The 26621-nt window shown below is 56.5% G+C and carries 22 protein-coding genes; 16 read left to right on the forward strand and 6 right to left on the reverse strand.

Translation table 11 applies throughout. From position 1 onward, the window contains the following. The first annotated feature begins 565 nt into the window (after positions 1-565). The 6 genes from fliP to NHH03_RS01240 all read left to right on the forward strand — a co-directional run bounded on the left by fliP (position 566) and on the right by NHH03_RS01240 (position 6421). Positions 566-1309, forward strand: coding sequence for a flagellar type III secretion system pore protein FliP (fliP, locus tag NHH03_RS01215; protein WP_253153906.1), 744 nt, complete (start codon positions 566-568; stop codon positions 1307-1309). Further along, positions 1310-1576 (forward strand): flagellar biosynthetic protein FliQ, encoded by a 267-nt coding sequence (locus tag NHH03_RS01220; RefSeq protein ID WP_253153887.1) that lies wholly within the window; start codon positions 1310-1312, stop codon positions 1574-1576. It abuts the gene before it with no gap. Between the two features lie 11 nt (positions 1577-1587). Next, positions 1588-2427: a flagellar biosynthetic protein FliR gene (locus NHH03_RS01225; protein WP_253153888.1), complete on the forward strand. Its 840-nt coding sequence runs from the start codon at positions 1588-1590 to the stop codon at positions 2425-2427. A gap of 49 nt (positions 2428-2476) precedes the next feature. Continuing rightward, entirely contained in the window at positions 2477-3223 is a 747-nt protein-coding gene (locus NHH03_RS01230; RefSeq protein WP_253153889.1) for an EscU/YscU/HrcU family type III secretion system export apparatus switch protein, read from the forward strand. Positions 3224-3515: 292 nt separating this feature from the next. After that, a complete protein-coding gene (locus tag NHH03_RS01235; RefSeq protein WP_253153890.1) occupies positions 3516-5105 on the forward strand; it encodes a 2-isopropylmalate synthase in 1590 nt (529 codons plus the stop codon). Between the two features lie 191 nt (positions 5106-5296). Beyond that, positions 5297-6421 carry a DUF1559 family PulG-like putative transporter gene (locus NHH03_RS01240; protein ID WP_253153891.1) on the forward strand — a complete coding sequence of 375 codons (1125 nt, stop codon included), beginning with the start codon at positions 5297-5299 and terminating at the stop codon, positions 6419-6421. A gap of 17 nt (positions 6422-6438) precedes the next feature. Here the strand turns inward: NHH03_RS01240 and NHH03_RS01245 are convergent, their stop codons facing one another. Both NHH03_RS01245 and NHH03_RS01250 read right to left on the reverse strand, forming a co-directional pair. Then, positions 6439-6789, reverse strand: a complete 351-nt coding sequence (locus NHH03_RS01245) for a hypothetical protein (RefSeq protein WP_253153892.1) — start codon at positions 6787-6789, stop codon at positions 6439-6441. Between the two features lie 73 nt (positions 6790-6862). Beyond that, positions 6863-8782 (reverse strand): glucuronate isomerase, encoded by a 1920-nt coding sequence (locus NHH03_RS01250; RefSeq protein WP_253153893.1) that lies wholly within the window; start codon positions 8780-8782, stop codon positions 6863-6865. 295 nt (positions 8783-9077) lie between these two features. Here NHH03_RS01250 and NHH03_RS01255 point away from each other — a divergent pair, with 295 nt between their 5' ends. The 10 genes from NHH03_RS01255 to NHH03_RS01300 all read left to right on the forward strand — a co-directional run bounded on the left by NHH03_RS01255 (position 9078) and on the right by NHH03_RS01300 (position 21294). Beyond that, positions 9078-10538, forward strand: coding sequence for a S1C family serine protease (locus tag NHH03_RS01255; RefSeq protein ID WP_253153894.1), 1461 nt, complete (start codon positions 9078-9080; stop codon positions 10536-10538). A 186-nt stretch (positions 10539-10724) separates the two neighbouring features. Continuing rightward, positions 10725-11879 (forward strand): formylglycine-generating enzyme family protein, encoded by a 1155-nt coding sequence (locus NHH03_RS01260; RefSeq protein WP_253153895.1) that lies wholly within the window; start codon positions 10725-10727, stop codon positions 11877-11879. 65 nt (positions 11880-11944) lie between these two features. Next, positions 11945-12964: an aspartate-semialdehyde dehydrogenase gene (locus NHH03_RS01265; RefSeq protein ID WP_253153896.1), complete on the forward strand. Its 1020-nt coding sequence runs from the start codon at positions 11945-11947 to the stop codon at positions 12962-12964. Positions 12965-12967: 3 nt separating this feature from the next. Then, positions 12968-13780, forward strand: a complete 813-nt coding sequence (truA, locus tag NHH03_RS01270) for a tRNA pseudouridine(38-40) synthase TruA (protein ID WP_253153897.1) — start codon at positions 12968-12970, stop codon at positions 13778-13780. A gap of 105 nt (positions 13781-13885) precedes the next feature. Next, positions 13886-15391 carry a serine/threonine-protein kinase gene (locus NHH03_RS01275; protein WP_253153898.1) on the forward strand — a complete coding sequence of 502 codons (1506 nt, stop codon included), beginning with the start codon at positions 13886-13888 and terminating at the stop codon, positions 15389-15391. Then, positions 15391-16245 carry an FHA domain-containing protein gene (locus tag NHH03_RS01280; RefSeq protein WP_253153899.1) on the forward strand — a complete coding sequence of 285 codons (855 nt, stop codon included), beginning with the start codon at positions 15391-15393 and terminating at the stop codon, positions 16243-16245. The genes NHH03_RS01275 and NHH03_RS01280 overlap by 1 nt, the downstream gene beginning before the upstream one ends. A gap of 141 nt (positions 16246-16386) precedes the next feature. Next, positions 16387-17853 carry an ISNCY family transposase gene (locus NHH03_RS01285; RefSeq protein ID WP_253153900.1) on the forward strand — a complete coding sequence of 489 codons (1467 nt, stop codon included), beginning with the start codon at positions 16387-16389 and terminating at the stop codon, positions 17851-17853. A gap of 229 nt (positions 17854-18082) precedes the next feature. Beyond that, the gene (locus NHH03_RS01290) at positions 18083-18742 is read left to right on the forward strand and encodes an NYN domain-containing protein (protein ID WP_253153901.1); all 660 of its coding nucleotides are present in this window, start codon (positions 18083-18085) and stop codon (positions 18740-18742) included. 153 nt (positions 18743-18895) lie between these two features. Continuing rightward, the gene (gene serC, locus NHH03_RS01295) at positions 18896-20008 is read left to right on the forward strand and encodes a 3-phosphoserine/phosphohydroxythreonine transaminase (protein ID WP_261364015.1); all 1113 of its coding nucleotides are present in this window, start codon (positions 18896-18898) and stop codon (positions 20006-20008) included. Between the two features lie 110 nt (positions 20009-20118). After that, a complete protein-coding gene (locus tag NHH03_RS01300) occupies positions 20119-21294 on the forward strand; it encodes a phosphoglycerate dehydrogenase (RefSeq protein WP_253153902.1) in 1176 nt (391 codons plus the stop codon). Between the two features lie 24 nt (positions 21295-21318). Here the strand turns inward: NHH03_RS01300 and NHH03_RS27795 are convergent, their stop codons facing one another. The 4 genes from NHH03_RS27795 to NHH03_RS01315 all read right to left on the reverse strand — a co-directional run bounded on the left by NHH03_RS27795 (position 21319) and on the right by NHH03_RS01315 (position 25672). Next, the gene (locus NHH03_RS27795) at positions 21319-21441 is read right to left on the reverse strand and encodes a DUF1697 domain-containing protein (RefSeq protein ID WP_315861416.1); all 123 of its coding nucleotides are present in this window, start codon (positions 21439-21441) and stop codon (positions 21319-21321) included. 577 nt (positions 21442-22018) lie between these two features. Then, positions 22019-22714, reverse strand: coding sequence for a hypothetical protein (locus NHH03_RS01305; protein ID WP_253153903.1), 696 nt, complete (start codon positions 22712-22714; stop codon positions 22019-22021). Between the two features lie 886 nt (positions 22715-23600). After that, positions 23601-24056 (reverse strand): ankyrin repeat domain-containing protein, encoded by a 456-nt coding sequence (locus tag NHH03_RS01310; protein WP_253153904.1) that lies wholly within the window; start codon positions 24054-24056, stop codon positions 23601-23603. Positions 24057-25102: 1046 nt separating this feature from the next. Next, positions 25103-25672 (reverse strand): DUF4240 domain-containing protein, encoded by a 570-nt coding sequence (locus tag NHH03_RS01315; protein ID WP_253153905.1) that lies wholly within the window; start codon positions 25670-25672, stop codon positions 25103-25105. Positions 25673-26621: the final 949 nt, after the last annotated feature.

The following is a 26621-nucleotide window of genomic DNA, read 5'->3' on the forward strand; positions in this document are numbered from 1 at the left end:
GGGCTGTTGCGAGTCACTTGCGTGCCTCACGAGAGAGTGACGAGATCGAAGTGACCATTTGCCGATCCATTAATAAACAACGAAGAGTTGCGCAACCCGACGCGTCAGTTTTGAAGGGGCTCTTTTACGGTAACCCGACGCGTGAGCGAGGGATTTAGGGTGTTAACGGGATCCCTCGCTGACGCTTCGGGTTACCATTCCCACGCCAATTGACCTTCGAGTACCAAATCAACAGCCCGTCACGCGTCGGGTTACCAAAAACCGACGCATCACGGAAAAACCGCCCCTTCAAAACCCTGCAGTCACAGCCTCTACCACTCTCCTCCCTCGTTTTCTCTTGCTGCGACGGAGCATTCAAAAATTCGAAAACTCATCTTTCGATTTTCAGTGCAGTTTCTCTAAAGTCCGAGCGACGAGCGGTCGAACACGGGCCGCCATGTCGCTCCTTTGACCTGCGAAACTGACTGTGGCCTTTGAACGTTTCCTTCGTTTCTCGCTGTTGTTCGTGCTGGCCGCGTTTGCGGTGCAGGGCAGGGCAGAGGACACGTCGGAAACCGTCCCTGAGATTGTGACGCGTGCGCCGATGTCGATCTCGACAGAAGCCCTGGAGACGATCGCCGGAGGCCCCGAGTCCTGGGCCGCGCCGGATAACTTTGGTGGCAGCCTGCAAACGATGCTGTTGTTGTCGGTGGTCAGTCTGGCGCCGGCGATTCTGTTGATGACCACCTGTTACATTCGCATCATCGTGGTGCTGTCACTGCTGCGCCAAGCGATCGGGTTGCAATCGTTGCCGCCGACTCAGGTGCTGACCAGTTTGTCATTGTTCATGACGCTGTTGGTGATGACGCCCGTTTGGACGCGGGTTTATGAGGACGCGATCAAACCGTACAGCGACCCACAGATTGAAATGTCATTGGGCCAGGCGTACGAGGCCGGATCATTGCCGGTGCGTGAGTTCATGTCGAAACAAATTGTTGCGGCCAAGAACCGCGCCGATGTGATGCTGTTTTATCGGCATGCGTATCCCGATGGTCCGACCCCCAGTTCGTTTGCCGATGTGCCGATACGAGTGCTCTTGCCTGCGTTTGTGATCAGCGAATTGAAAGTCGCCTTTTTGATGGGATTCACCATTTACCTGCCATTTTTGGTCGTGGACCTGGTAGTGGCCAGCGTCACGATGTCGATGGGCATGTTCATGTTGCCGCCGGCAATGATTTCGCTGCCGCTAAAGCTGTTGTTATTTGTATTGGTCAATGGCTGGCACCAAGTCGCCGGCATGCTGATGGCCAGTTTTGGACCGGTAGGATAAATGACTCTCGATTCAAGCCAAGCCGTTGACCTGTGTCGCCAAGCATTGATGTTGGCGGTGATGCTGGCCGCCCCGGTGCTGATCGTCGGTGCGATCGTCGGCATCGTGACTGGATTGCTGCAAACCTTGTTTCAAATCCAAGACCAATCGATCTCGTTTGTACCCAAATTGATTGTTAGCAGTTTGGTCTTGCTAGCCTGCTTGCCTTGGATGTTTTCCCGAATCATCGAATTCACGCAAACCGTTTTTGTCAGCCCGGGAATGTGAGGGCGTTTGGGGTGTTAAACGGAATCACCGATCTGCTCGCGCCGGATACCGCCGGACAATTGACCGCACAGTCGACCGCGCGGTGGATCCTGCCTCATCTGGTTGTCGCGGCCATGGTCGCCGCCCGATTGTTTGGACTGGTGATGGCCATGCCGATGCTGTCCAACGGTCTGCCGATGCGGATGCGAATGTTGCTGATCGCAGCGATGACCAGCGTGTTGGTTCCTAGCGTGGTTCCTGTGCTAGCGATCGATCCGACCAAAATCCCAGTTGCCGAATTGCTGTTCGCCGGCGGGCGCGAGTTCATCATGGGAATGATCATTGGCGGTGTCGTTCAGTTGTTGATCAGTGGGATTCAATTGGCCGGTGAATTGATCTCCAACGCCAGCGGGATGCAACTGGCACAAACCGCCGACCCCTCCACCGGGCAAGCCGTCCCTCAATTGTCGCGTCTGCTGGGTTTGGTTGTCACCGCGATCCTGTTTGCAGCCGGCGGTCATCGCATGCTGATCGACGCGCTGCTGAATAGTTTCCAGCGCACTCCACCGATGTCGGTCACGCTGAACCAAGAAACTCTGACGCTACTGATTGACCATCTGGCGATCGGCGTGCAGTCGGGACTGCGAGTCGCGGCGCCGGTGATTGCCTGTTTATTGCTGACCAATTTGGTCGTCGCGTTGATCAGCCGCATGGCACCGCAATTGAACGTGCTGGCGATCGGATTGAATATCAATGTGATGGCCGGGCTAGTCGTCATGGCGATCACCGTCGGATCGGCCGGACTAGTGTTTGAAACAGAACTATCGAGTGCTTTGACGCGGCTGGGCGAAACCCTGGCAACCCGGCCGTAGCAGGCGGCTGATTTCTCAGGCACTGCCCCCTACTTATTTTTGATTCTCGATGTCCGACAAAATTCATCCGCCGACACCGCGGCGACGCCAGCAAGCGAAAGAGCAGGGCAGGGCACCGCGCAGTGGCGATCTGGTGTCCGCCGGACTGCTGTTGGCGACCACAGGGATGCTGCATTGGTTCGGCCCGGGGCTGACCCAAGGCCTGATGGCGTCGTTGGACCACACGCTGCACCAACCGGCGCTGTTGTCGACCGATCGTTGGCAGGCATTCCAGATGATCGCCACCGCGATGGCTGCGGCCGGATGGCTGGTCGTCCCGATCCTGATCGCGATGATGATGTGTGGTGTCGCCATCAATTTGCTACAAGCCGGGTGGTCGATGACGCCGTCGAAACTGCTGCCGAACGCCAATCGCTTGTCGCCGCTAAAACGACTGCAAACGATCTGGTCGCCGCGAGCGCTGGGACGATTCGCAATCACCGTGTTGAAATTGTTGGCCGTGATCGCGGTCTCGATCACCGTCGTGCGAACCAGTTTGCCGGGACTGATTGCGGCCACCGGAATGCCATTGGCCGCAATCGCGGCCTTGATTTTCGGCACGTTGACTGAGTGCTGCGGTTGGATCGGATTCACGTTGCTGGGTTTTGCTGCGGTGGACTACGCACTTGCCTGGTGGCAGCACGAGCGGGATCTGATGATGACCGATCTGGAATTGCGTGACGAAATGCGAGACGCCGAAAGATCGCGGCAAACGCCGACGACCGCGCGAACCCAAGCGGTCCAGGCGGTGACCTGAAAACCGGCGGAGACTTGCTCTCCGGCCATGAAATGACTTGACCGACCCGGCCCATTTGACTTACGCTCTGGATATGAACACCAGCTTGCTCGCCCTGATTCTCCTACTACTGCTGCCTTTGCAGCGGGAGATGAGGGTTTGCACTGATGGTTGGAAGTGCCGCTAAAACGGCCAATCCAAACGAAAAGACAATCAAACCCGAGTCCCCGAGGACTCGGGTTTTTTCATGCTCGGGTTTCTCGGATTCCCTGTCCGCCTCATACTATCAGGCCAATCAAGAAAGGAACCCAGTATGGAATCCTCCACTACCGAATCCCCCGATTCTCAAATCGCGACCGGCAAAGCCGTGACAGAAAACCCCGCTTCCAATCAGCGTCAAATCCGTATCTTCGACACCACGCTTCGTGACGGCGAACAGTCGCCCGGTGCGAGCATGAATCTGACTGAAAAGTTGGAAGTCGCACATAGCTTGGCCGAACTGGGCGTCGATATCATCGAAGCCGGATTTCCGATCGCGTCGCCCGGCGATTTCGAATCGGTCAAACAGATCGCCGAAACGATCAAAGGTTCGACCATCTGCGGTTTGGCCCGCTGCAACGACAAAGACATCTTGCGAGCCGCCGAAGCACTTGAGAATGCCGAGAGTGCTCGCATCCACGTGTTCTTGGCCACCAGCGCCATTCACCGTGAGTTCAAGTTGCGGATGACACCCGACGAGATCGTCAGCCGCGCCGTGGCCGGGGTGAAACTGGCCGCCAGCAAATGTGGTGACGTCGAGTTTTCACCCGAAGACGCTTGTCGCACCGAACACGATTTTTTGTGCCGTGTGGTCGAAGCGGCGATCGACGCCGGCGCGACCACCATCAATGTCCCTGACACCGTCGGCTATGTGACAACGGAAGAGATCTACAAGATTTTCCAGATGCTGCGCAACCGTGTGCCCAATATGGACAAGGCCGTGCTCAGCACCCACTGTCACGACGATTTGGGGATGGCCGTAGCGAATAGCTTGGCTGCCGTCGCCGCCGGCGCCGGCCAGATCGAATGCACGATCAATGGTATCGGGGAACGCGCCGGCAACGCTGCTTTGGAGGAAGTGGTGATGGCCATGCAAACGCGGCGTGATTTTTATGATTGCACCACGCGGATCAACACCAAACGCTTGGTGCCTGTCAGCCGCTTGGTCAGCAAAGTCACCGGGATCAACGTGCAACGCAACAAAGCCATCGTCGGTCGCAACGCTTTTGCACACGAATCCGGCATCCACCAGGACGGCATGCTGAAAGAACGCAGCACCTATGAAATCATGTCGCCCGAGGAAGTCGGGTTCGCCAAGACGGACTTGGTACTGGGCAAACACAGCGGCCGCGCGGCATTGGCCGATCGAGCCAAAACGTTGGGATTTGATTTGTCCGGCGAAGAACTGCAAAAAGTGTTCGACCAATTCAAAATCTTGGCCGACAAAAAGAAAGAGATCTACGACGGTGACATCGTCGCCTTGGTGCAACAACAAATCACCACCAGCGAAGATCAAACCTGGGAGTTGGTGGACTATGAAGTCACCAGCGCCAAAGGCAAAACGCCTTGTGTCAAACTGACCTTGTCCGATGGCGGCGAAAACAAATCGGTTGAAGTCACCGACGGCGACGGACCGATCGACGCGGCGTTTTGGGCGGTCGAACAAATCACCGGTGTAAAGTTGGTTTGTAAAGACTTTCGCGTCCGCAGCGCCACGCTGGGTCGCGATGCGATCGGCGAAGTCAACTTGGAAGTCGAACACAACGGACGCCTGTACCGCGGCATGGGCGTCAGCACCGACAGTGTGGAAAGCACGATCCTGGCCATGCTCAACGCGATCAACCGCATCGCCTCAGGCGGCTAACCGTCCTACAAACACGACGCATGACGCGTTGGCTTCAACAGCGCTGGTGTGGAGGATTTATCCGACTCGGGAGAGGATTTCCTGCGTAGAATCAAGCTGGTCGGATAAATCCTCCACACCAACTTGCGACCGGCTAACGCAATGATCAGCCCGTTCAGCGAGTGATCCCCTCCTCTCTCACCGGCGGAAACATGTCGAACGACGATTCTGGTTTCACCGCTACCAACCTGACTGTTTTGTTCCTATGCGGGTTTGCCACTCTCTGCTTGCTGGCGATCTGGAGTGGCAGTTTGCATGACCGCCACACTCGTGTCCCCAACTGCAAAAACAATCTTCGACAATACGGAATCGCCGCACAGAACTTTCATTCGCAAAGGAGCCGGTTGCCGGGCTATGTCACCTATTTTGGCCAATGGATTCCCGGTGCATCAAATTCCCATCCACTCAATCCCAACGCCGATCCGAACACTTTGATCGCGCACCAAAAAATTGGCAGTTGGACGGTTAGTTTGTTGCCTTATATGGAACAGCAGGCGGTGTTCGAAACCTGGACAACCAATCGCTATCCGATTGCGTTCACCGGAGGCACCGAGCAGCAGCTGACCAGCGGCAAGGCCGGCCGCGGGTTCAACACCGACGCGGCACCTAATTTGTACTACGCGACTTGCCCCTCGGCCCACCACGACTCCATGCTACAAGCTGCCAATAGTTATGTCTGCAACGCTGGGATGTATGAATCGGTTCGAAGCCCCCATTTCGCTCGATCGATGTCGGCCGCCAATGGAATCTTCAATAACAAACTCGATGCCGTCGACGTCGATGGCGATCCTGTCCCGGTCGGACCCACGTTGACGCTCGATGATCTGACGGACGGAGTTTCGATGACGTTGATGTTCACTGAAAACTTGCAAGCCATGCCATGGCACCGAGCCGGTTTCATTGATGCCGACGATCTGAGAATCAATGATGTGGATCAAGCCATCCTCTACGAACCTACCAGTCGCTACACCCAAGCTGTCGTCTGGCACCCAGAGTCCAGTTTCGGGACGCCGGTGAAGCCCATCCACCGCATCAATTCCACGTTTCCAGGCACGGCGCTCGAAGACTTGCAAATGACACCGACTAATGCTGCGGACCTGGCACGCCCCTCCAGTCTGCATGCCGGCGGGGTGAACATCACCTTGGCCGATGGCGCGGTCCGTTTCTTAAGTGAAACCGTTGACTATCGCGTCTATCAATCACTGCTCGCCCCCGACGATGCCAACAGTGACGCGCCACTGGAGGACTGGACGCTCGACAGTGAGCCGTTTGAATAAAGACGACGGTCTAACGCTCACTCCAGCTCGAATTTGATTCCGCCCACCAGTGAGGCGCACGCGTTGTAGAGCACCGCTGCAATGATGCCGCCGATAAAACCACCCAGACCGTACAACACCGGGATGATCACCACGGCGCCGATGCCGAAAATCACTCCGACCAGGGCATTGCCCTCGCCACCGGCCGCAATGCCGACCAGTGCAAACAGCGAGACGAAGGCACCAAACAGCAGTCCAATAATCCCATAAAAGACACCCAACATCCGCCCCACCGAGATCGCATCGATCTGTTTCAGGGTCATGGTTCGGCGGGCGGCGGTTACCGGTGACGCAGCGAGCGAGGACTCGTAGGGATTTCCAGCGGACACGTGCCAGTTCCTGTTGATAGAAAGATGAATCTGAATCGTGGGAGCGAATGACTCCGCACGATCATCACTCTACCTACTTCTTAAAGACGCCTTGGCCAAATCCGTCGTCGCTTTCATCGTCTTTCTTCTTTTCCTCGTCGCTGACCGGAAACTGAAGTTCACCGGTTAGCGGATCGGGACTCAACAACATGCTTTCTTCATCGGGGGCGAATGCACTGTCGCCGGACAGCATTTGAATCGTCGAATTTGGCGCGTCCGGCCCAAGCGGGTTGTCGCTTGCCTCGCCTAGCAAATCGCCGACGTCCAGTGGCAGACCGTCGATTTCGGTGTCCAACGGAGTCGCATCGAGGGCTTGAGTTTCCATCAGTTCGACATCCAACATTTCCGCTGCGTCAATCTCTTCGGCACTCGGTAGTGGGTCCAATGAACCGACGGTTGCTTCTTCGACATCGCGCACGGTCCCCATTTCTGGACCAACGGTTTGGTCGGTGTCGTCGTCGACCGTCTTGTAGCCGTCGTCCGATTCGTCGTCGCCATCGGATTCCAGGAACGCGGAAAGCTCTGACTGGTCGTCCTCGAACCCCAGATCCTCGTTGGCCTGACCGGGCGTGGTGGTGTGCAACACGGCGACCGGTGCCGCTGCCGTTCCACTGGAACTCGCATTGGCCGATTCATCGACAATCAAGGGAGAACGAAACACTTCGTCGACGTTGCCACGCAATACCTGGCGTCCCAACTCAATCGCTTTTTCTTCACTCCAGCGGTTCTCGCCCACGAATTCGTCCGCCAGCACACGCGACAGAACGCGGCGGTACATGTCAAATTTGGGCAAGACAAATTCCAACTTGTAGGCGTCGCTGTAGTAGGCAATCTGCTTGTTGCGTGGAACCGCTTCCAGACGAGCCGCTGCATCACGGTGGATGAAGGACGGCGTGTTGCTGTACCACCAGTGTCCGTTGGTCAACACGTTGGGGAAGATCCAACTGTAGCTGACCAGTTCTTGGTTGGTCACACTGGCCAGCACCGAGATCGGGAATTTGACTTGTGGAAACGCATTGAACAATTCGCGGTACTGGATCAGGGACACGCGACTGTCATACAAGTCTTGGCCTTGGTAGACGCCCCCGGGGTAGACGCCACGGTTGACGCCGATCATCAAATCAAACGGCAACCCATATTGGTCGCACAATTCCGCAAGTGTCCAGAACACTCGCCGCGACATCGCGTCGATCTGAGCGGCCTCGGACTGAGGCCCATTTTCCAGCAGGTGATCCAAAGCGCGTTGTGCGCGGCCATCGCTGACCATTTGGGGTGAAAAACCCGGTGGAATGGAAATCGCACAGGCTCGGGCGCCTTTGGCGACGAAGTGTTCAAACCGTTGCTCCAGAGCCGCCCGCAAAGATCCCAGCGAACCATCCAGCGCGATTCCGCTACAGGCTTCGAGCCGCTGGCGAACTTTCGGCTGGGCCAGATGGAAAACCAGGTCATCGGTTCGCAGGCAAGGGATATAGGTGCTGGAATCAAAACCTTCCAGCGCATCGTCGAAGTCGTTGGTCAAAAAGACCGCTTCGACATTGCTGTGGTCGAGCACCGTTTGTGCCCAATTGGCTTTGCCCATCTTGGCTTCGGCCGCGTCGTACAGCGTCTCCCAATTGTCCGGCGTGATCGCGTCGTCGGTGAAATCAAAGAATTCGCGACAGATCTGCAGCAACCAGTGGTAATTGGCGGTGTTAGTAATATTACCCAGCCCGTGAACCATCCGGCCGACCAGCTCACGCGGCGAGATCCCCGGTTGCTCAATTTCCAATCGCGGCATCCCCGCCGAATGGACTAGTTCGGTATAGTAGTGGTAGCCGAGGATGTCCGCCAACGTGCTCGATGCAGGTTGGTGTGGATTGATATGCGTATGGGGATCGATCAAGCGAATCGAGGAAATTGCTTGGTAGATCGTTTCACGAGCCGACGAGAGATCACGTGCCGCTGGAGAAGCCATGTGCAGTCAGATTCCGAAAAACAGAGATTCAATCATAGATTTTGTCGCACAACATACTCCGCAAAACGCAATTTCAACCGCAAATCGGCGGCAGTGAGCGCTGCGGGCGACCTCATGAAGCGCCCATTGTCGCCAATCGCCGAGCAAAAGGCGACCCGCGGAATCTGGTTTTAACGCCAGCAGCGAAGGTTTTGCTGGGGATTCGATCAAAAAAAGTTGCCGATCACTGATCCGGTCGCGCTAAAATAGGGCTCTTCAGAATCCGTTCGTTTAGACGAGGGTGTGAATTTTCAAAATGGATCAACCACCGCCCGAGAAGCCAACCCGCGAAACCGATCGCGACCGCAACGGAGATGCAGCCGAACTCTCGAGCGGTGAAGGCCAAACAATTGAATTCGAACAACTCGATCCCACCCGGACTCTGATCTTCCACCGCTTTACAACAACCGACAGTGGCGATGCCTGCGGCCCAACCGACGAATCGGAAGCCGGCACAGACAACGACTCCGCAGCACATTCAGAATCTCGCCTGGTTCAAATCACGCCGGCCAATTCGCACCGCTCGGTTCCCACCGCCCGCCCCACGCAAATTCAAACGCGGCAACGACAGCAGGCCCGCCGCGGTGATCCGGTGCTCAATGGATTGGTGTTGTTGGCTACCGTGATGGCAATTTTTGCCACGGCACGATTCGTGCTGCCCAGCATTGTGGAAGAAATCCGCTATGCGCAACATCGCGGTCAGTTGCGTGCCGAGTTCGAGGTCGCCGGCGAAGGCCTGCGGAATGTTTCCTTGGACACACTCAGCCAGGCCTACCAGATGGTCACCGCTGCGGCCGGCCCCAGTGTTGTTCACATCGACGTCCACCGCATCGCACACCAGAGCGTCATCCATCCGCTGATCCCTGGAGCACCGTCGATGCCGATTTCCGACCAGGGCAGTGGTGTGATCGTCGATGTCGAGGGCTACCTGTTGACCAATCGGCATGTGATCGCAGGGGGCGACGAAATCACTGTCACGTTAAGCGATGGGCGGAAAACGCTGGCGACGGTGGTGGGATCAGATTCATTAACCGATTTGGCGGTGCTAAAAATCGAAGCCAGCGATCTAATGCCGATCCCGTGGGGTGACAGCGAACGGATCCGCGTCGGTTCACCCGTTTGGGCGATCGGCAGCCCGTTCGGACTCGACCGCACCGTGACCTTTGGCATCCTCAGCGGCAAACACCGCGTGGTCCGTGCCAGCGATCGCTACCAGGATTTCATGCAAAGCGACGTGGCGGTCAATCCCGGCAACAGTGGCGGCCCTCTGGTCGACGCCCGTGGCACCCTGATTGGGATCAACACCGCAATTGTGGGTGACACTTACCAAGGGGTCAGTTTTTCGATCCCCAGTACTGTGGCGAAGAAAATCTACCTGCAACTGCGAGAAAGCGGCCAAATCGATCGGGGCTGGCTGGGCGTTTCGCTGGCCGAAGTCCCAGAGGAACGACTGCGCGACCACAATCATCGCGTCCGCGGCGCCATGATCGTCGCACTTGCCGACGACCACTCCGGTGCTGCCAAAGCGGGTTTATTGCCCGGCGACATCGTCAAGACGGTCGATACGATTCAAATCCGCGATGTCGACCACCTGATGCAAGTGATCGGCAACTCGATGGCCGGAACCGGGATCCAACTGTCGATCCTCCGCGACGACGAACAGCTGGATTTCAATGTTTCGCTCGGCCATCATCCTGATCTGAACCGCAATCGCTGAGCAGCTGTTCTCGCTCTGCACAGGTCGTTTGGATTTCTGGCGATCTTGGCAATCGAAAATTTGGCGATCTTGCGCTATAATGGCGGCACCTTTGTCCCTCAACGAACCAACAATCTGTTACGAGACTCTTTCATCGTGAATATGCTTCGAGCCCTGGCTCTGATTGGTTGCGCCTACGCTGGCACAATGACTTGCTGCCCTGATCACGCCCGTGCGGAATCGCCGGCGACGACCTCCACGCTTGGAATCGCCAAGGAAAAACCGGCTGAGGGGCCATCGGTCAAAGTCGACGAGGGGTACATGGTGCCCTACACGTTTCGAATTCCCGGCACCGACAAAAGTGTCGAAATGGTTCCGGTCCCCGGTGGCACCTATCTGATGGGCAGCCCCGAAAGCGAAGCCGATCGGCGTGACGACGAAGGTCCTCAAGTCAAAGTCACCGTCGACCCGATGTGGGTTGCCAAGCACGAGGTCCGCTGGGGTTTGTACAAGGAATACATGGAGCTGTATGGGATCTTCAAAAGCTTTGAAGCGAGCGGTAAACGGCCGATCGACGATGCCAACAAAGTCGACGCGATCACCGCGCCGACCGAACTGTACGATTCCACCTTCACCTACGAATACGGCGAAGAAGACGAGCAACCGGCCGTCACGATGACCCAGTATTCCGCTCAGCAGTTCACCAAATGGATCAGCCTGGTCACCGGCCAGCAGTATCGTTTGCCGACCGAAGCCGAATGGGAATACGCCGCCCGCGGCGGCACCCAGACCGCTTACTCGTGGGGTGACAGCGCCGACGACATCGATGATTACGCATGGTACTTTGATAACGCTGATGAAGGCCAAGTCGCCGGCGGACAGAAGAAACCGAATCCGTTTGGATTGTTCGATATGCACGGCAACGTGGGTGAATGGACCGTCAACGCCTACACCGAAGACGGGTACGCGAGATTTGCCGACCAATCCGATCTGAATGCCACCGAGATGGCGGTCTGGCCCGATCTGCCGTCGCCCTGTGTGGTGCGTGGTGGTACCTGGGAATCGGATGCCGAAGACTTGCGCAGCGCAGCCCGGTTGCCATCGGATGACGAAGAATGGAAATCCGAAGACCCCAATTTTCCTCGCAGCCCCTGGTGGTTCACCAGCGACCCTGCTCGGGGTGTCGGGTTCCGTATCTTCCGGTCCTACAAACCGTTGGCCAAAGACACGATCACTAAATTTTGGGAAGCGCAGTCCGAAGATGTCAAATTGGACGTGCAATCACGACTTGACGGTGGCCGCGGCGGCCTAGGATTGGTTGACAAAGACCTGCCCGAAGCCATCGAAGCGGCGAAGAAGTAAACGCCGCCGAAATAGCCGTCCAGCGTCGTCCCAATACAGTCCATTCCAACCTTAACGTCATTGCTGTGTACGAAACCCTTGCTGTCGTCGGTGCCACCGGCGCCGTCGGTCGAATTGTGCTCGACCAACTCGCCCAACGTAATTTCCCTTACAAACGTCTGAAATTGCTCGCTTCCGAGCGGTCGGTCGGTCGTGAAATCCGTGTCAAAGACAAAACGATCACGATCGAATTGTTGGCGCCCGGAGCCTTCGAAGACGTTGATATCGTGATTGCCAGCACGCCGGACGAAGTGTCCGCCGAATTCGCCCCCTATGCGGTGAAAGAAGGTGCGATCGTGGTCGACGAAAGCGGCTATTGGCGGATGGACCCGACCGTTCCGTTGATCATCCCGGAAGTCAATCCGGAAGCGATCCACGACCACCAGGGCATCGTGGCCAGCCCCAACTGCAGCACCACGCAAATGGTCGTCGCCCTCGCGCCGCTGCACAAAGCGGCTCGCGTTCGACGCGTGATCGTCAGCACGTACCAGGCCACCAGCGGCGCCGGACTGGCCGGGAACGTCGAACTGGAATCCAGCGTCCGATCGATCTTGGACGGCCAAACCCCAGCGGTGGAAACCTTTCAACATCCGATCGGGTTCAATCTGATCCCTCAAATCGGCGGCGAGAAGTTCGAGGGATACACCAGCGAAGAAATGAAGATGGTGTACGAAACGCGCAAGATCATGGGCGACGACGACATCCAAGTCTGCCCGACCGCGGTTCGCGTCCCGGTTACGATCGGTCACAGTGAATCGATCCTGGTCGAAACGGAAAAACCACTGACGGTTGCCCAGGCCATCGAGTTGTTTCAGGCAGCGTCAGGGATCACCGTAGTCGATGATCTGCAAAACCATCGCTACCCGATGCCCCGCGACTGTGGCGGCCAAGACGACGTGTTTGTCGGTCGCATCCGTCGTGATATCAGCGGCAACGGTCACGGCATCGCGTTCTGGTGCGTCAGTGACAACCTGCGCAAGGGCGCCGCGACGAACGCCGTGCAAATCGCCGAACTATTGCAACGATCGCTTGCCCCGGCGAGTTGATCCGTGCCGCGAACGTTCGCGCTGACGATCGCTTACGACGGGACGGACTATTGCGGTTGGCAGGTGCAACCGCAGCAGCCCACGATCCAAGGCACCCTGCAACAGGCGATTAAAAAATCGACCGGTCAAGTGGTCACGGTCACCGGCAGCGGCCGCACCGATGCCGGTGTGCACGCGTATGGCCAAGTCGCCAGCTGTCGATTCCCGTGGTGGACCGCGACGGCCGAGGCACTGGGCAAAGCGATCAATTCTCGGTTGCCCGATTCCGTGGTCATCACTCGCGTCCAAGACGCGCCGCTGGATTTTCATGCGATCCGTGACTCGATCGGAAAACGGTATCGGTATCAGATCCAAGCACGCCACCAGCGCAATCCGTTTGAACGTCGACATCGCTGGCGCATCCGCCGCACGGTGGACCTCGACGCGATGCGGCTGGCCGCACAGCGGATCATCGGCAACTATGACTTTTCCAGTTTCGAATCGGCCGGTGCGCCGCGCAAGTCCTCGGTCCGCGATGTCCGCGATTGCCAGGTCATCCCCGCAGACGACTTTGACCGGACCGGGCACTTGGCGATCGAGGTCGAAGCCAACGGGTTTCTCTACAACATGGTCCGCAACATCGTCGGCACGCTGGTCGAAGTCGGCTATGGGAAACAGCCGCCGCAGTGGATCGACGAAGTCCTGGCGCAGCAAAACCGGATCTACGCCGGCCCCACCGCACCGCCACAAGGGCTGTTTTTGAAAGAGGTTTACTATCGACCGGGTCTGGAACCGACAATCACACCGGATCGACACCTGCCTTTAACCAATCCTTAACAAGATTGCAGGTGCGATGTTCAATAATGGTCGTCACCATAGGGGCGACCTGAATTGACGTGGCGTCATCGCCAAACTTCGCGCAAACGCAGATCCAATCTATCAATGTCGGTTGAAACCACCGTGTCCGAACCGGTTTTGGATGAAGCAACTCGCGACTTCGTTCGCCGGGCGATGCACGCCGGTCTGGTCGAGCTAGCCGACATCAAAAAAGTCGTGGTGTCGCTGATGGCCGACAACGCCGCCTTCAGCCCCGAGCGCTTAGCCGAAGGTCTGGTCGGCGCGGACCTGTTGACGCCCTGGCAATCTCGTAAGTTGTTGGCCGGCAAAGCTCGCGGATTTCATTTAGGCAATTATCGCTTGCTGCGTCCACTGGGACGTGGCGGGATGGGGGTGGTATTTCTGGCCCAACACTCGGTGATGAATCGATTGATGGCGCTCAAGATCTTGCCGCCCGAAGCGTCCAAGGACGCCCGCCGAATCGAGCGGTTCAAGGAGGAGGCGCGAGCGTCGGCCAAAATGGAACACCCCAACATCGTGCAAGCCTACGATTTCGCGGAATCCGATGGCAAACTGTTTATTGTGATGGAGTACATCGAAGGCATTGATTTACATCGAGCGATCATTCGTGATGGGGTGATGTCGCCCGCCGAAGCCCTGGATGCGATGATCCAAACCACCGACGCGTTGGCGCACGCCCATCAACGTGGCATCGTGCACCGCGACATCAAACCATCGAATCTGTTGCTGCGCAGTGACGGCGTGATTAAAGTCAGCGACATGGGGCTGGCGCGCATCGGATACTCCGTCGCCACCGGCGACGCGCCCAATCGATTGACCGGCACCACCGATTTCATTGCCCCCGAGCAAGCGATTGATAGCCACAGCGCTGATGCCCGCGCCGACATTTACTCACTCGGTTGCACTTGGTTTTTCTTGTTGGTCGGCCGACCGCCCTATAGCGGTGACAGTGTTGCCCAGCGACTGGCCAAACACCAAACCGCACCGGTGCCTTTGGTCGCCAATCTGCGCAAGGATTGTCCAGCGTCGATCAGCAGTTTGATTCAACGGATGATGGCCAAACGCGCCGCCGACCGCCCGGCATCGGCGGCAGAGTTACTGGCACAATTGAAACGGATCGCCGGCGCCAACGCCTCGCGAAATGAACTGGCCAACCGTCCGCAATCGGGACACAGCCCGACAGCGATTGACGCTGACTCGTCCAGTTTCGCTTCGCTGGACGACAGCGGGCCGCTACGCGAAGCCGTGCCTGCGGCGATTGCCGAAGTCGCAGAAATTGATTTCGGCAGCTTGCCACCAATGAACACGATGATGCTGTCGGCGATGTCGCCCGCGGCGACGCCCTTGCCACCGCACTCGGCGCCCTCACAGCCACCGCAAAACACCAAATCAAAGCGAGCCAGCAGCGGTGGCGCAAGTGGCAACGCCCAACAGAACGTGCTGTTGGGTGTCGGACTGGCACTGTCGATCGTAGCGTTGTTGGTAGTGGTCGGACTCACGTTCTATCAAGTCACCAAAGACGACAAATCAAGCCCCAGGCTGAAGTCAATGGAAGACGGTCGGGGCAACGTGATCATCCTAAGAGACTAATGTCTGTCGAACTGATTATTACCCAGGGAAGCAATGCCGGATCGGTGGCACCGATCCATCCAGGCTATTACCTGGTCGGTCGTAACAAGCAATGCCAGATCCGGCCCAAAAGCCGCTCGGTCAGTCGGCAACATTGTTTGCTGCTGCACAACGACGACGGCTTCGGTGCGCTGGATCTGAAAAGCACTCGTGGAACGTTCGTCAATGGCGATCGCCTGCAACCACATCGCTGGCAGGTGCTGGCCGACGGCGATCAGATCCGGTTCGGTAAAGTCGTCTTCAACGTCGCGATCAAACAATCGGCCAGTCACGGCCAGATGGAAACTGTGAATCAACACGCGATGGCCGGATCATCGGCAGCCGCGTCGGTTGCCAGTCAAATGCAAACCGGTGGTTCAACGATCGCGCTCTCAGACGGTGACGACCCGACGCCGGAATCGTGGCAGAACTTGGATGTCGCGGAATTCTTAGAGGAACCCGGTGCCGAGGACTCCAGCGTCTTCGCCGATTCCGCGATTGGGATTGCGAAACCCAGCGACACCATGGTCGGAGACGTGCCGGATGAGACGGTCACCGAGACGGAACACGAGAAGGCCGTCGATGTCGATCCGGCACCGCGCAAGCGGCCACCGCGGCGAGCGATCGACCACAACGAGTACAAACGACCGGCAAAAAAATCAATCCGACTGCCGACGCTACGGTTTTCCGCCTGGGGTGATCTTTCGGCCGGCGAGGAACGATGGAAAATCTGGGCCGCCGTCACCTTCTTGGTCGCGGTGCTCGGACTGTTTGCGTTTCAAATCCACCGCTTCAGCAGCGGGCCTGACATTCAAATCCGCCGGAACCTAGACTAGTGTCCGTCCGGAAATTGAATGACTGCGTAAATCGCGACGTTTTTTGAAAAAAGCTCCCCGAAGATCGAACCCGCAAGCGGGTTCGCGCGTTGGAATTGTTGAACAAAAGCAATTTCAAACACAAATCTTCGAGGAGTGAACGTGGTCCGAAAACACTATCAGTCTCAGCATCGATTCGACTGTAGCCCCGTCGCACAAGTAGAACTCAACTTGGAATGCCGCGACGAAATTGTTCCGATCCTGGCGGGTCTTCAGTTCCTTTATACCAACAACAAACTCCGACACAAAGCTGTCAAGCTAGTCGCAGCCGATCTCAACGAAGACTCTCGTCGAGACGTCGGCAGGCCTGGAATGGATGATTGGCATGTCGTTGTGTTGGCCGCTGTTCGGTTGGGTTGCAACTTCGATTACGACAAACTGCAAGACCAAGTCGAGAATCATCGCTCTCTCAGAGGCATCATGGGCATTGGCGATTGGCAGGATGCTGACGAATTCACTTATCGACGTATTCGCGACACGCTATGTAAGATCAAGCCTGAAACGCTCGAGAAGCTTAACCAAGTCGTCGTTGCGGCCGGACACGAGATTGTACCCGAGGCAGCCACTTCTGTCCGAGCCGACTCATTTGTGGTTGAAACCAACATTCATTATCCCACTGAAAGCAGCTTGATTTTCGATGGAGTGCGCAAGTTCGTTCCGTTGTGTGCTGACTTGGCTGGCGCATATGACATCGAAGGCTGGCGTCAATACGATCACTTGATAAGGAAGATCAAGAAGCTCAAGCAGAACATTGGACGCATCGGGGCGAGCAAGAGCTCTATCAAAAAAGACGCACTGGAGTCACTCTACGGTGACCTGCTGGCACGAACCGAGCAGTTGCTTTCGCGAGCCGATGAGTTGGTGGAAAACGTGGAAACCAGGGCACGATCGGTATCCATTGTCGCACAAATCGCGGCGATTAAGCGATGGATCGAACTGACCCGGCAGGTCTGCGGTACCGCTCACCGGCGCGTGCTGCTTGGCGAAAGTGTTCCCAATAGCGAGAAGCTGTTTAGTCTCTTTGAAACGCATACGCAGTTGTATCGTCGCGGCAAGGCTGGGCAACCGAACCAGTATGGACGTTTGGTCTTGGTATTTGAAGACGGCGCCGGATTCATCAGTCACTATCACTTGATGGACCGCGATTCCAAAGACCAAGACGTGGTGGTCGAGCAGACTATGGCTGCTCAGCGAAAACATTCTGGCCAGATCGAAACGGCCTCGTTTGACCGAGGTTTTCATAGCGATGAAAACGAGTCGGCGCTACAAGAGATCGTTGATGACGTTTGCGTATTACCACGTGCTCCACTTCAGTACGCCGAACGCTTAAAAAACGCAAGCGTGAAGTTTCATCAAACACGTTTACGTCACAGCGGTGTGGAATCAGCGATTGGTGCTTTGCAACGCGGCAATGGCTTAAAGCGTTGTCGTGATCGTAGCGAGATCGGCTTTGAGCGTTACTTTGGTTTGGCGATACTTGGTCGCAACATTCATACGCTCGGCAAGCTGTTGTTGACGAAGAAAAATGCCAGCAGCGATTCGGCACAGAGTCGTCGGCAAGCGGCGTAGCCAACCTTGAGTTTGAAATCGGAGCAACGGGTATCGTGAATGCTATCGGTCTGCGCGCGTCGTGAACAATGCTCGCCAATCGAGTCATATTGCCCGTCGAAGCTGACATGTTACGAATTCTTTAGCGCACTCAATGGAGGCGAAATCCGCCAATTTCTCGCACTCGTGCAATTTCCGGACGGACACTAGACTAGTAGCGACCCCCGTCCAGACCTTGCCGGTTTGTTTGATGTCGCTGCTGCTGCTAATCGATGGCTACAACCTCTCTCAACCGATTGCTCCCGCCAGAAACCCAGACCCGCGCTGGCTGGAACAGAATCGCAATGTTCTGCTGCGCGATCTGACGACTTTTCTAAGCGAATCGATTCGTGCCCAGACCTGCGTGGTTTTCGACGCTGCCAATCCGCCTCGGGATCGCCCTCACCAGTACGCTCACCAGCAGATCGACGTGCGTTTTGCCGTCGGCTATCCGTCCGCCGATGATCTGTTGGAGGAATTGATTCGGGCGCATCACAGCCCCAAACGATTGATGGTCGTTTCTTCCGACCACCGCATTCAAATTGCGGCCAGCCGCCGCGGGGCCAGGCACTTTGACAGCGAACCCTGGATCGATGCCTTGACCGACGGCAACGTGCGGTTGGCCGTTCCCACGCCGGTTGATCCGGGCGGCTCAGATCCGGGCGGCTCAGATCTGGGCGGCTCAGACCCGGGCAGGCCAGGGCAGGGCGGTTCAGGGCAGGGTGGTCACCCATCGTCAGCCGACCCTACGGGGTCCAACGGTGACCAGCAGCGGCTTGAACGGCCGCGATCCCGCGACGAAAAGCCGCGCGTCGAAGATTCCGAGGAAGTGTCCCAGTGGATGCGAGAATTCGGTTTCGACCCGGATTGAGCCAGTTCGACCGGGATTGAGGCAGTCTGTCGCCCGCGACAGCTTGCTCCTTCCGCACTCGTCCGTTGGGACATAGAATCCCCCTTTCCACGACCGCGGCGCAGGCCTCCGCGCCGTTTCACCACCCCCCCATCCGAGACGACAATTCGTTCGATGACAGCATCCGCGACCGACCAACGAGCGTACAACTTTTCCGCTGGCCCCGCTGTTTTGCCGGTCCCAGTCCTTGAGGAAGTTCGTGACGAACTGATGTGTCTGCCCGGCGCGCAGAGCTCGTTGCTGGAAATGAGTCATCGCGACAAGGTATTCGTGGACATTTTGCACGACGCGGAAAACTCGATTCGGTCGCTGCTGGGCATCAGTGACCAGTACTCGGTGATGTTTCTGCAAGGCGGTGCGGCGCTGCAATTCTCGATGATCCCCGCCAACCTGTTGCGAGATTCGGGGAAACGTGCCGCCTACATCCAGACCGGCACCTGGGGCAAAAAAGCGATTGCCGAAGCGAAAAAAGAAGGCGAGGTCGACATCGTCTACAACGCAGCCGATTCGAATTTCAACCATGTCCCCGCCGCCGGCGATTACCAAGTCGCCGATGATGCGGCTTACCTGTACTTCTGCAACAACGAAACCATTCAGGGCGTGCAGTTCCAAAGCGAACCGGAATGCCCCCAAAGCGTCCCACTGGTGTGTGATGCGTCGAGCGATTTCCTGCACCGCCCGCTCGACATCAACAAGTACGGAATTCTGTACGCCTGTGCTCAAAAGAACGCCGGACCGGCTGGCGTGACCGTGGTTGTGATGCGTCGAGATTTGTTGGATGTCGGCAGCGATTCATTGCCCGGATACCTGAATTACAAGAACCACGCCGAAGCCGATTCGGAGTGGAATACGCCACCGACGTTCGCCATTTGGGTGCTGGGCAAAGTCGCCAAGTGGCTGCAAAACGATATCGGCGGATTGGCCGCGATGGAAAAATTGAACCGCGAGAAAGCAGCCTTGCTTTACAATGCCATCGACAATTCCGGCGGTTTTTACACCGGACATGCCAAAGCAGACTGCCGTTCGTTGATGAACGCGACGTTCAACCTGCCCAACGATGATTTGCAGGCGGCATTCCTGGCCGACGCGGCAAAAAACAATTTGATCAGTTTGAAAGGACACCGCAGTGTCGGCGGAATCCGGGCGAGCATCTATAACGCGATGCCTCTGCAAGGCGCGCAAGCACTCGCCAGTTTCATGACTGATTTCGCTAGCAAGAACGCCTAGCCGATTTCCCCCGGCCACTGCCTGCCCCCGGGCGTTCCCATTCCCCGGGGCCACAGCACGCCCGACCGTTTCTCCACTCCCCATCTCTTTCAACGAATAAACCGCCAGCGATGTACAAGATCCTGACGCTCAACAACATCTCCGTCAAAGGTCTCTCTCGCCTACCGCGCGAGCACTACGAGGTCACTTCCGAATCCAGTCAGCCGGATGCGATTCTGCTTCGCTCGTTCAAAATGCACGACATGGACATCCCTGCATCGGTCGCGGCGATTGGCCGTGCCGGGGCCGGGGTCAACAACATCCCGGTGGAGAAGATGACCGAGCGGGGCGTGCCGGTATTCAACGCCCCGGGTGCCAACGCCAACGCCGTCAAAGAATTGGTCTTGGCCGGATTATTAATGGCATCACGAAACATTCTGCCGGCGATGAAGTTCGCCGATTCCCTGGATGGAACCGATGCCGAAATCTCAACGGCGGTCGAAGCGGGCAAGAAGAATTTTGTTGGCGGCGAATTGCGTTCGAAAACCTTGGGAGTGGTTGGTCTGGGCGCGATCGGTATCCGCGTCGCCAATGCCGCGAGTGCGCTGGGGATGAAAGTGGTCGGCTACGATCCATTGATCTCCGTCGAAAACGCTTGGAAACTCTCCCGTAATATCGAACAGGCTGTCAATCTGGATCACCTGTTTTCCCAATCGGATGCCGTTAGCGTGCACGTTCCGTTGCTGGACGCGACCAAAGGGTTGGTCAACCAGGAACGGATCGCAATGATGAACGACGGTGCGACGATCGTGAACTTGGCCCGGGGCGGGATCTGCGATGACGAAGCCGTTTTGGCAGCCCTGGATTCCGGAAAACTCGGATCCTATGTGATCGATTTCCCCACCAGCGCCTTGCTGAAACACCCCAAAGTCATCTCGTTTCCGCACCTGGGAGCCTCGACCGACGAAGCCGAGGAGAACTGTGCGATCATGGTTGCCGACCAAGTCCGCGACTTCATCGAAGACGGAACCGTTCGCAACTCCGTCAATTTTCCCGATGCAGTGATGCCGCGTGGCAGTAGCGGATCTCGCGTGACGATCGCCAACAATAACGTTCCCAACATGGTCGGCCAGATCTCCACAATCTTGGCCAAAGCCGGATTGAACATCGCGGATCTGTTGAACAAATCGCGTGGCAACGTCGCCTACACCATCATCGACGTGGATGGCACCATCGAAGACTCTGCGATCGACTCGCTTCGCAACATCGAAGGCGTCCTGGCCGTTCGGCATCTCCCCGCCAAATAGACCGAACCGATCCCCAGAACAGCTTCAACCGTCACCCGCCATCTCTAACAGGCGGCAGAATTCGAGCAGCGCTCGCAGCCTGGCCATTGGCAGGATGTTCTTGCCGCCGACATTTACGCCGCGAAAAAGTGCAATCCAGGTCTGGATGCCAGCGTTGAATCAGAGAGAAGCGTTGAATCGAAGGATCAGACGCCCGCCATCATGCCACAATTCGTGCCACCCACCATCTCGTTTGGCACCGTCGACTGATTGCCATCTCGTCTCCGTGCCTTCGTGCCTCTGTGAGAGCCCGCGGACCAATCGATCTCACGGAGGCACCAAGGCACGGAGAATCAAAGTTGATCCAAACAATGCGATCGAAGCCCCCCCCTCGTTTCGGATGCTTCGTTGGTGTGGAGGATTTATCCGACCAAGCATGACGCGTTCTGCTTTCGATTCGGTCGGATGAATCCTCCACACCAGCAGCGGCAAACAGCCTAAAATCACTTTCACGTTCAAACTGGCAGTGATGGCCAATGGATAATCCACCGAGCCTGCACAAAAAGTCGCCCTCCGCACTGCAGCATCGGGTGCAAATCCCAATGGGGCGTCGCCGACTCCGGCCTTCTTGAACAGAGAATTTGAGCATCAGCTCGTCCGCTCAAATCGCCAGCCCCTCTTCAGGATCGATAGAGAACCAATGCCAACACCGCCGTGCTTTCACGCGATGTCAAATTCTTATTGGTTATGCCGCGTTTGCAAGTTCGGCCAACAGCTGGGATTCAGCATTCAATATCATATCAGTTTTCAATTTGAATTTGGGTTTGGGTGATCCATTTTCGTTCCACGCAAACCCTCGCCACAGAGACAGCACAGCAGGGCCATTAGCAATCCCATTCAGGCGTTGCAATAAATCATGGCCGTACGCCAAAAGTGATGCCTGATATTGGTTGTCAGCGTCGTCGAGAAGATCGGAAATCGCGGCGGTTGAAACGACCATAGAATTGTCAATTGCAAGCTGCGAAACAGCATTCACGCGCATTTTGTTGGCACGGCGTTTGTCAGCAGTCGTTAGTTTCTTTGGTTTTAGGTTTGGTGCGTCAACGAGCCAACTGCACATTGGGCAAAAGCAATGCGCGTCAGGTGAGTAAAGCTGTTTTCCGGGTGATGCAATTAGATCGAAGGAATTCTGTAGATAGGTCGAGAAGAAAGCGGTGAATTCTGGCAAATCGTCGAGTGCTACACGTGCATTGTCAGGGATGTTGTTGTAGTGCCCAGCGATCCAGCCGGCCGCGGCATCCGGCAAGTTTGAATAATCGTGTGCGGTTCCGAAGCTGATGAAACCGTCTTTTACAGCGCCGGCCATCCACTGAAGCAGCCTGTAGCTGCGCTGCTGCATGTCGATTGCGTGTGCTATTTGTTTCGAGTCAAGTGCAGGCATGATTAAGCGGCATAACGAAATGCGATCTATCCGGGTACCGGAGGTGCACGGATAGATCGGGCGTTGAACTTTGTCGACCATCATGTGGGTCGGGTTGGCGGGAAGCGATCCGCGTCAGAATGATTCTATCGCAAAGGATCGCAGTGATGTCATTCCCGCGAGAGACAACTGCAGCGGGGGCGCCTTTGCACCTTCTACCTGCGTTTCCAGGTACCAATCGGTCTATCCCGCACCCATTGCCTCGTCCCAATGCTGTCGGAACGCCGCAACGGAAGCTCCGCATACCACGACGGACATCGCTGATCTTAACGCCGCGATAAATCCCGCCAACGGATCCGATGATGCCAGAGTTTCTAAGCAACGCAACGTGCAGGCTACCGCACTACCGCACCGTCGACCGATTGCCATCTCGTCTCCGTGTCTTCGTGCCTCTGTGAGAGACCGCGGACCAATCGATCTCACGGAGGCACCAAGGCTCGGAGAATTAATGTTGATCCAAACAAAGCGATTGAAGACCACCCCTCGTTTCGGATGCTTCGTTGGTGTGGAGGATTTATCCGACCAAGCATGACGCGTTCTGCTTTCGATTCGGTCGGATAAATCCTTCACACCAACAAGTGACGTCGTGTGAAAACGTGTCGTCGAAATTTGATCCGGCTGGGAGTTCCACGTCGTCAAGCGATTCACCATGCACGCAGCCGCAAGGGACCTTGGCACATGGCCAAGACCATCGCCAGCGGCGTGGGCATGACGAACAATTGGTTGCAGGATCAGGGCGTCTTGAGCTGAAAGACTCTGTGGGCGGAACTTGCTCCGCTTCGTTGAACCGCCGTGTGCGGAAACGCACGTACGGTGGTGTGGGGAGGGCGCCGGGAGACCGGTGTCCTTACCCGATTTCGTCGGCTTCGATCACGAGCAATTCCATGCAAGCGGTGTCGTTTCGGTTTGCTGCATGATCGAATGCCGTCTTTCCGGCGTCGTCCACGATCGTTTTGTCCGCGTCGTATTTTAGTAGCAACTTGACCCGTGCCATCGTCTCAGCTTTGCGGAAAAGGCTGAGAAAAATCCACATGAGTGCAGTGTGGCCATGAGCGTCAGTCACGTTGGGATCAGCACCGAGTTCAAGCAAGCGTTTTGCCGAAGCCTTTTTGCCAGCCATCATCAGCGGTGTCACGTGGCGATCGCCGATACGGCAATCAATTGGCACTCCATCCTTGACAAGCCGATCAATATGATGCACCTGCGTCCAACGCGAAGCTTCCCCAAACGCGGCTTCTCGGCCGTGAGAGACTTCTAACTTTGGTATCAGCGAATCCATCACGCTGTCGTTGTGTTCTCGCATTGAATTCACAGCGTCACACTCTTTCGAATAAACGAAATGCGATCTATCTAGGTACCGGAGGTACTCGGATCGATCGGGCGTTGAACTTTGTTGACCATCACGTGGGTCGGGTTGGCGGGGAAGCGATCCGCGTCAGAATGATTCTATCGCAAAGGATCGCAGTGATGTCATTCCCGCAGGAGACAACGGCAGCAGAGGCGATGCTGCTGCGGGCAATGATTCCTTTGCACCTTCTACCTGCGTTTCCAGGTACCAATCGGTCTATCCCGCCCCCATTGCCTCGTCCCAATGCTGTCGGAACTCCTGCGACTAAAGCTCCGCATACCACTGATCTTCACGCCGAACCAAATCCCGCCAACTGATCCGATCATGCCAGAGTTTCTCGGCAACGCGACCTGCGGGCTACCGCACCGTTGACCGATTGCGATCGCACCTCTGTGCCTTCGTGCCTCTGTGAGAGACCCCGGACCAATCGATCTCACGGAGACACCAAGGCACGGAGAATCAAAGTTGATCCAAACAATGCAATTCATGACGGACCGCGGATCTGGATCGAAGACCACCCCTCGTTTCGAATGCTTCGTTGGTGTGGAGGATTTATCCGACCAAGCATGACGCGTTCTGCTTTTGATTCCGTCGGATAAATCCTCCACACCAGCAGCGGCAAACAGGTCTGCGAAACTGCCGCCCGTCGGCATCACGCAACCGGTCTGCGCAGTCGCTGGTCGATCAGCGAGAAACGGACTTCCAAGCGTCGGTCACCTCGCTTCAAAACGCCACCAACCCTTCCCACATGACTGAGTTCACTCAAGCGAGTTCCTGCAGATCCAGTCACACGCGGCACAAAAGGTCGCCCTCCGCACTGCAGCATCGGGTGCAAATCCCAATGGGGCGTCGCCGACTCCGGCCTTCTTGAACAGAGAATTTGAGCATCAGCTCGTCCGCTCAAATTGCCAGCCCCTCTTCAAGATCGATAGAGAACCAATGCCAACACCGCCGTGCTTTCACGCGATGTCAAATTCTTATTGGTTCTGTCGCTGTCATTGCTAGAATCGAGTGTTGCCCCAATACTGATCGAATACCAATGGGCAGATCGCCCTTATGCTTTCTTCATCGTCGCCCGTCCATTGAGTTTCAGGATCAGAGATTTTCTCTTCGGGAAACGCAAACTGCTCGTATGCGACGTTGTGCGCTCCGTCGCCGAATCGCGAATCAAAATGGTCTGTCAGATCGTAATCCCAGAGTGGGATGTCGCCCTCCGGAATCTTGTCAAATTCGGGGGCAAGTGAATCAGGATTCTTCAAGGCCGCGTGGAACACGTCGCTGCCGCGCGTGACCAACCACATCCTGAATTCCATGAAACAATCGTCGCTACATCCACCCATCACGGTGTATGCAACTGCCCATAGATCACGTCGATACGCCGTGAAGTACCAGTGGTAAAAGTGGCCGAGAAACCCCGTGTGTTCATCACGGGAAAGTTTCTCAAGCTCGTGTTCCAGTAGATCAATCTGCCTGTCCGCAGTAAGTCCCTCGCTTTGGGTGTTGTCGAGCGAACACGAGATGACGGTCCAGAAGTGTTCTTCCGGCAACAGTTTTGAAGCGTCATTCGGCATAGCGTGTTTTAACTCCCTTTTGCGACAGAACGTTAACGATCACGTGGTCGCCGCCAACAACTGACCACTTCGAAATACTCAGCTCGGCGACTCACGGCGAGTAGACCGGGGTCTCTTTGGTTTAGGTTAGGGTTTGTATTCCCTGTTTGCCACTGGTTTCCCGTTGTGGTGTCACAAGATTCTAGCCTTGCCTCATTGACCCCCGGTCCCTCTCAAATCCGGACGTGCCACTTTCTAGCATCCGGCTCCCAAACTTCACTTGGCAAGGCCATTCCCAGCGGGCGAAAAACAGACGCCTCGCCCCGGGTACACGCGGTGGAGTCCGCAGACCGAGGTGCGAGCAACTGTCATTCGGTTGTCCCGTGACAATAGCAAAGCTGCAATCCATTCGAGTTATCATCCATCATTCGCCACTGAGTGCGATGGATGCTCGATCCGAATCGCGTGAAGCCCTGACCGCCTTCCCTTCACCAGCATTACCCGGCTTCACTCCACTTGATTGGAATTCAAGCTTCAGCGGTACTATTCGGTCATCCGACTCCCTTAATGTCATTTGTCTTCGTCGCTTATTCCACTCCTAGGACATACTCGACCGGTCAAGATTGGAAATCTCGTACCGATCAAGAACTTCAGGGTCTCACTGGTTGCCTGATTGACGTGTTGTGTAGTGCGAATGGGCCGCCGACCCCGGGTCTCCACTTGCAGCTCGCCGAGTGACGCTGCAAACGGTGTTGCCTTCAGGCATGCACAAACCTTGGGCAGAATCCGACAGTTACCAAATTTCGGGGCTAATTCCATTCGGGCGTCGCAGGGCCACCTACGATCGCTTCATCCTCACTACCTTTCGCTCTGTACGTGCTGGCTCTGTACGCTTCAACGACTGACTTCGACCACCGGTCTTATACAGCCGCTGCAACACTCGATACCGGTGTGCTGGTTCAGCGGGAAC

It is taken from the genome of Stieleria tagensis, assembly GCF_024129865.1.
Taxonomy (GTDB): domain Bacteria; phylum Planctomycetota; class Planctomycetia; order Pirellulales; family Pirellulaceae; genus Stieleria; species Stieleria tagensis.

Bases quoted from the DNA above. Each gene is read 5' to 3' on its own strand.
- NHH03_RS01220 (WP_253153887.1), top strand. From the start codon at position 1,310: ATGACTCTCGATTCAAGCCAAGCCGTTGACCTGTGTCGCCAAGCATTG.
- NHH03_RS01230 (WP_253153889.1), top strand. From the start codon at position 2,477: ATGTCCGACAAAATTCATCCGCCGACACCGCGGCGACGCCAGCAAGCG.
- NHH03_RS01235 (WP_253153890.1), top strand. From the start codon at position 3,516: ATGGAATCCTCCACTACCGAATCCCCCGATTCTCAAATCGCGACCGGC.
- NHH03_RS01240 (WP_253153891.1), top strand. From the start codon at position 5,297: ATGTCGAACGACGATTCTGGTTTCACCGCTACCAACCTGACTGTTTTG.
- NHH03_RS01250 (WP_253153893.1), bottom strand. From the start codon at position 8,782: ATGGCTTCTCCAGCGGCACGTGATCTCTCGTCGGCTCGTGAAACGATC.
- NHH03_RS01255 (WP_253153894.1), top strand. From the start codon at position 9,078: ATGGATCAACCACCGCCCGAGAAGCCAACCCGCGAAACCGATCGCGAC.
- NHH03_RS01260 (WP_253153895.1), top strand. From the start codon at position 10,725: ATGACTTGCTGCCCTGATCACGCCCGTGCGGAATCGCCGGCGACGACC.
- NHH03_RS01275 (WP_253153898.1), top strand. From the start codon at position 13,886: ATGTCGGTTGAAACCACCGTGTCCGAACCGGTTTTGGATGAAGCAACT.
- NHH03_RS01280 (WP_253153899.1), top strand. From the start codon at position 15,391: ATGTCTGTCGAACTGATTATTACCCAGGGAAGCAATGCCGGATCGGTG.
- NHH03_RS01290 (WP_253153901.1), top strand. From the start codon at position 18,083: ATGTCGCTGCTGCTGCTAATCGATGGCTACAACCTCTCTCAACCGATT.
- serC (WP_261364015.1), top strand. From the start codon at position 18,896: ATGACAGCATCCGCGACCGACCAACGAGCGTACAACTTTTCCGCTGGC.
- NHH03_RS01300 (WP_253153902.1), top strand. From the start codon at position 20,119: ATGTACAAGATCCTGACGCTCAACAACATCTCCGTCAAAGGTCTCTCT.
- NHH03_RS01305 (WP_253153903.1), bottom strand. From the start codon at position 22,714: ATGCCTGCACTTGACTCGAAACAAATAGCACACGCAATCGACATGCAG.
- NHH03_RS01310 (WP_253153904.1), bottom strand. From the start codon at position 24,056: ATGCGAGAACACAACGACAGCGTGATGGATTCGCTGATACCAAAGTTA.
- NHH03_RS01315 (WP_253153905.1), bottom strand. From the start codon at position 25,672: ATGCCGAATGACGCTTCAAAACTGTTGCCGGAAGAACACTTCTGGACC.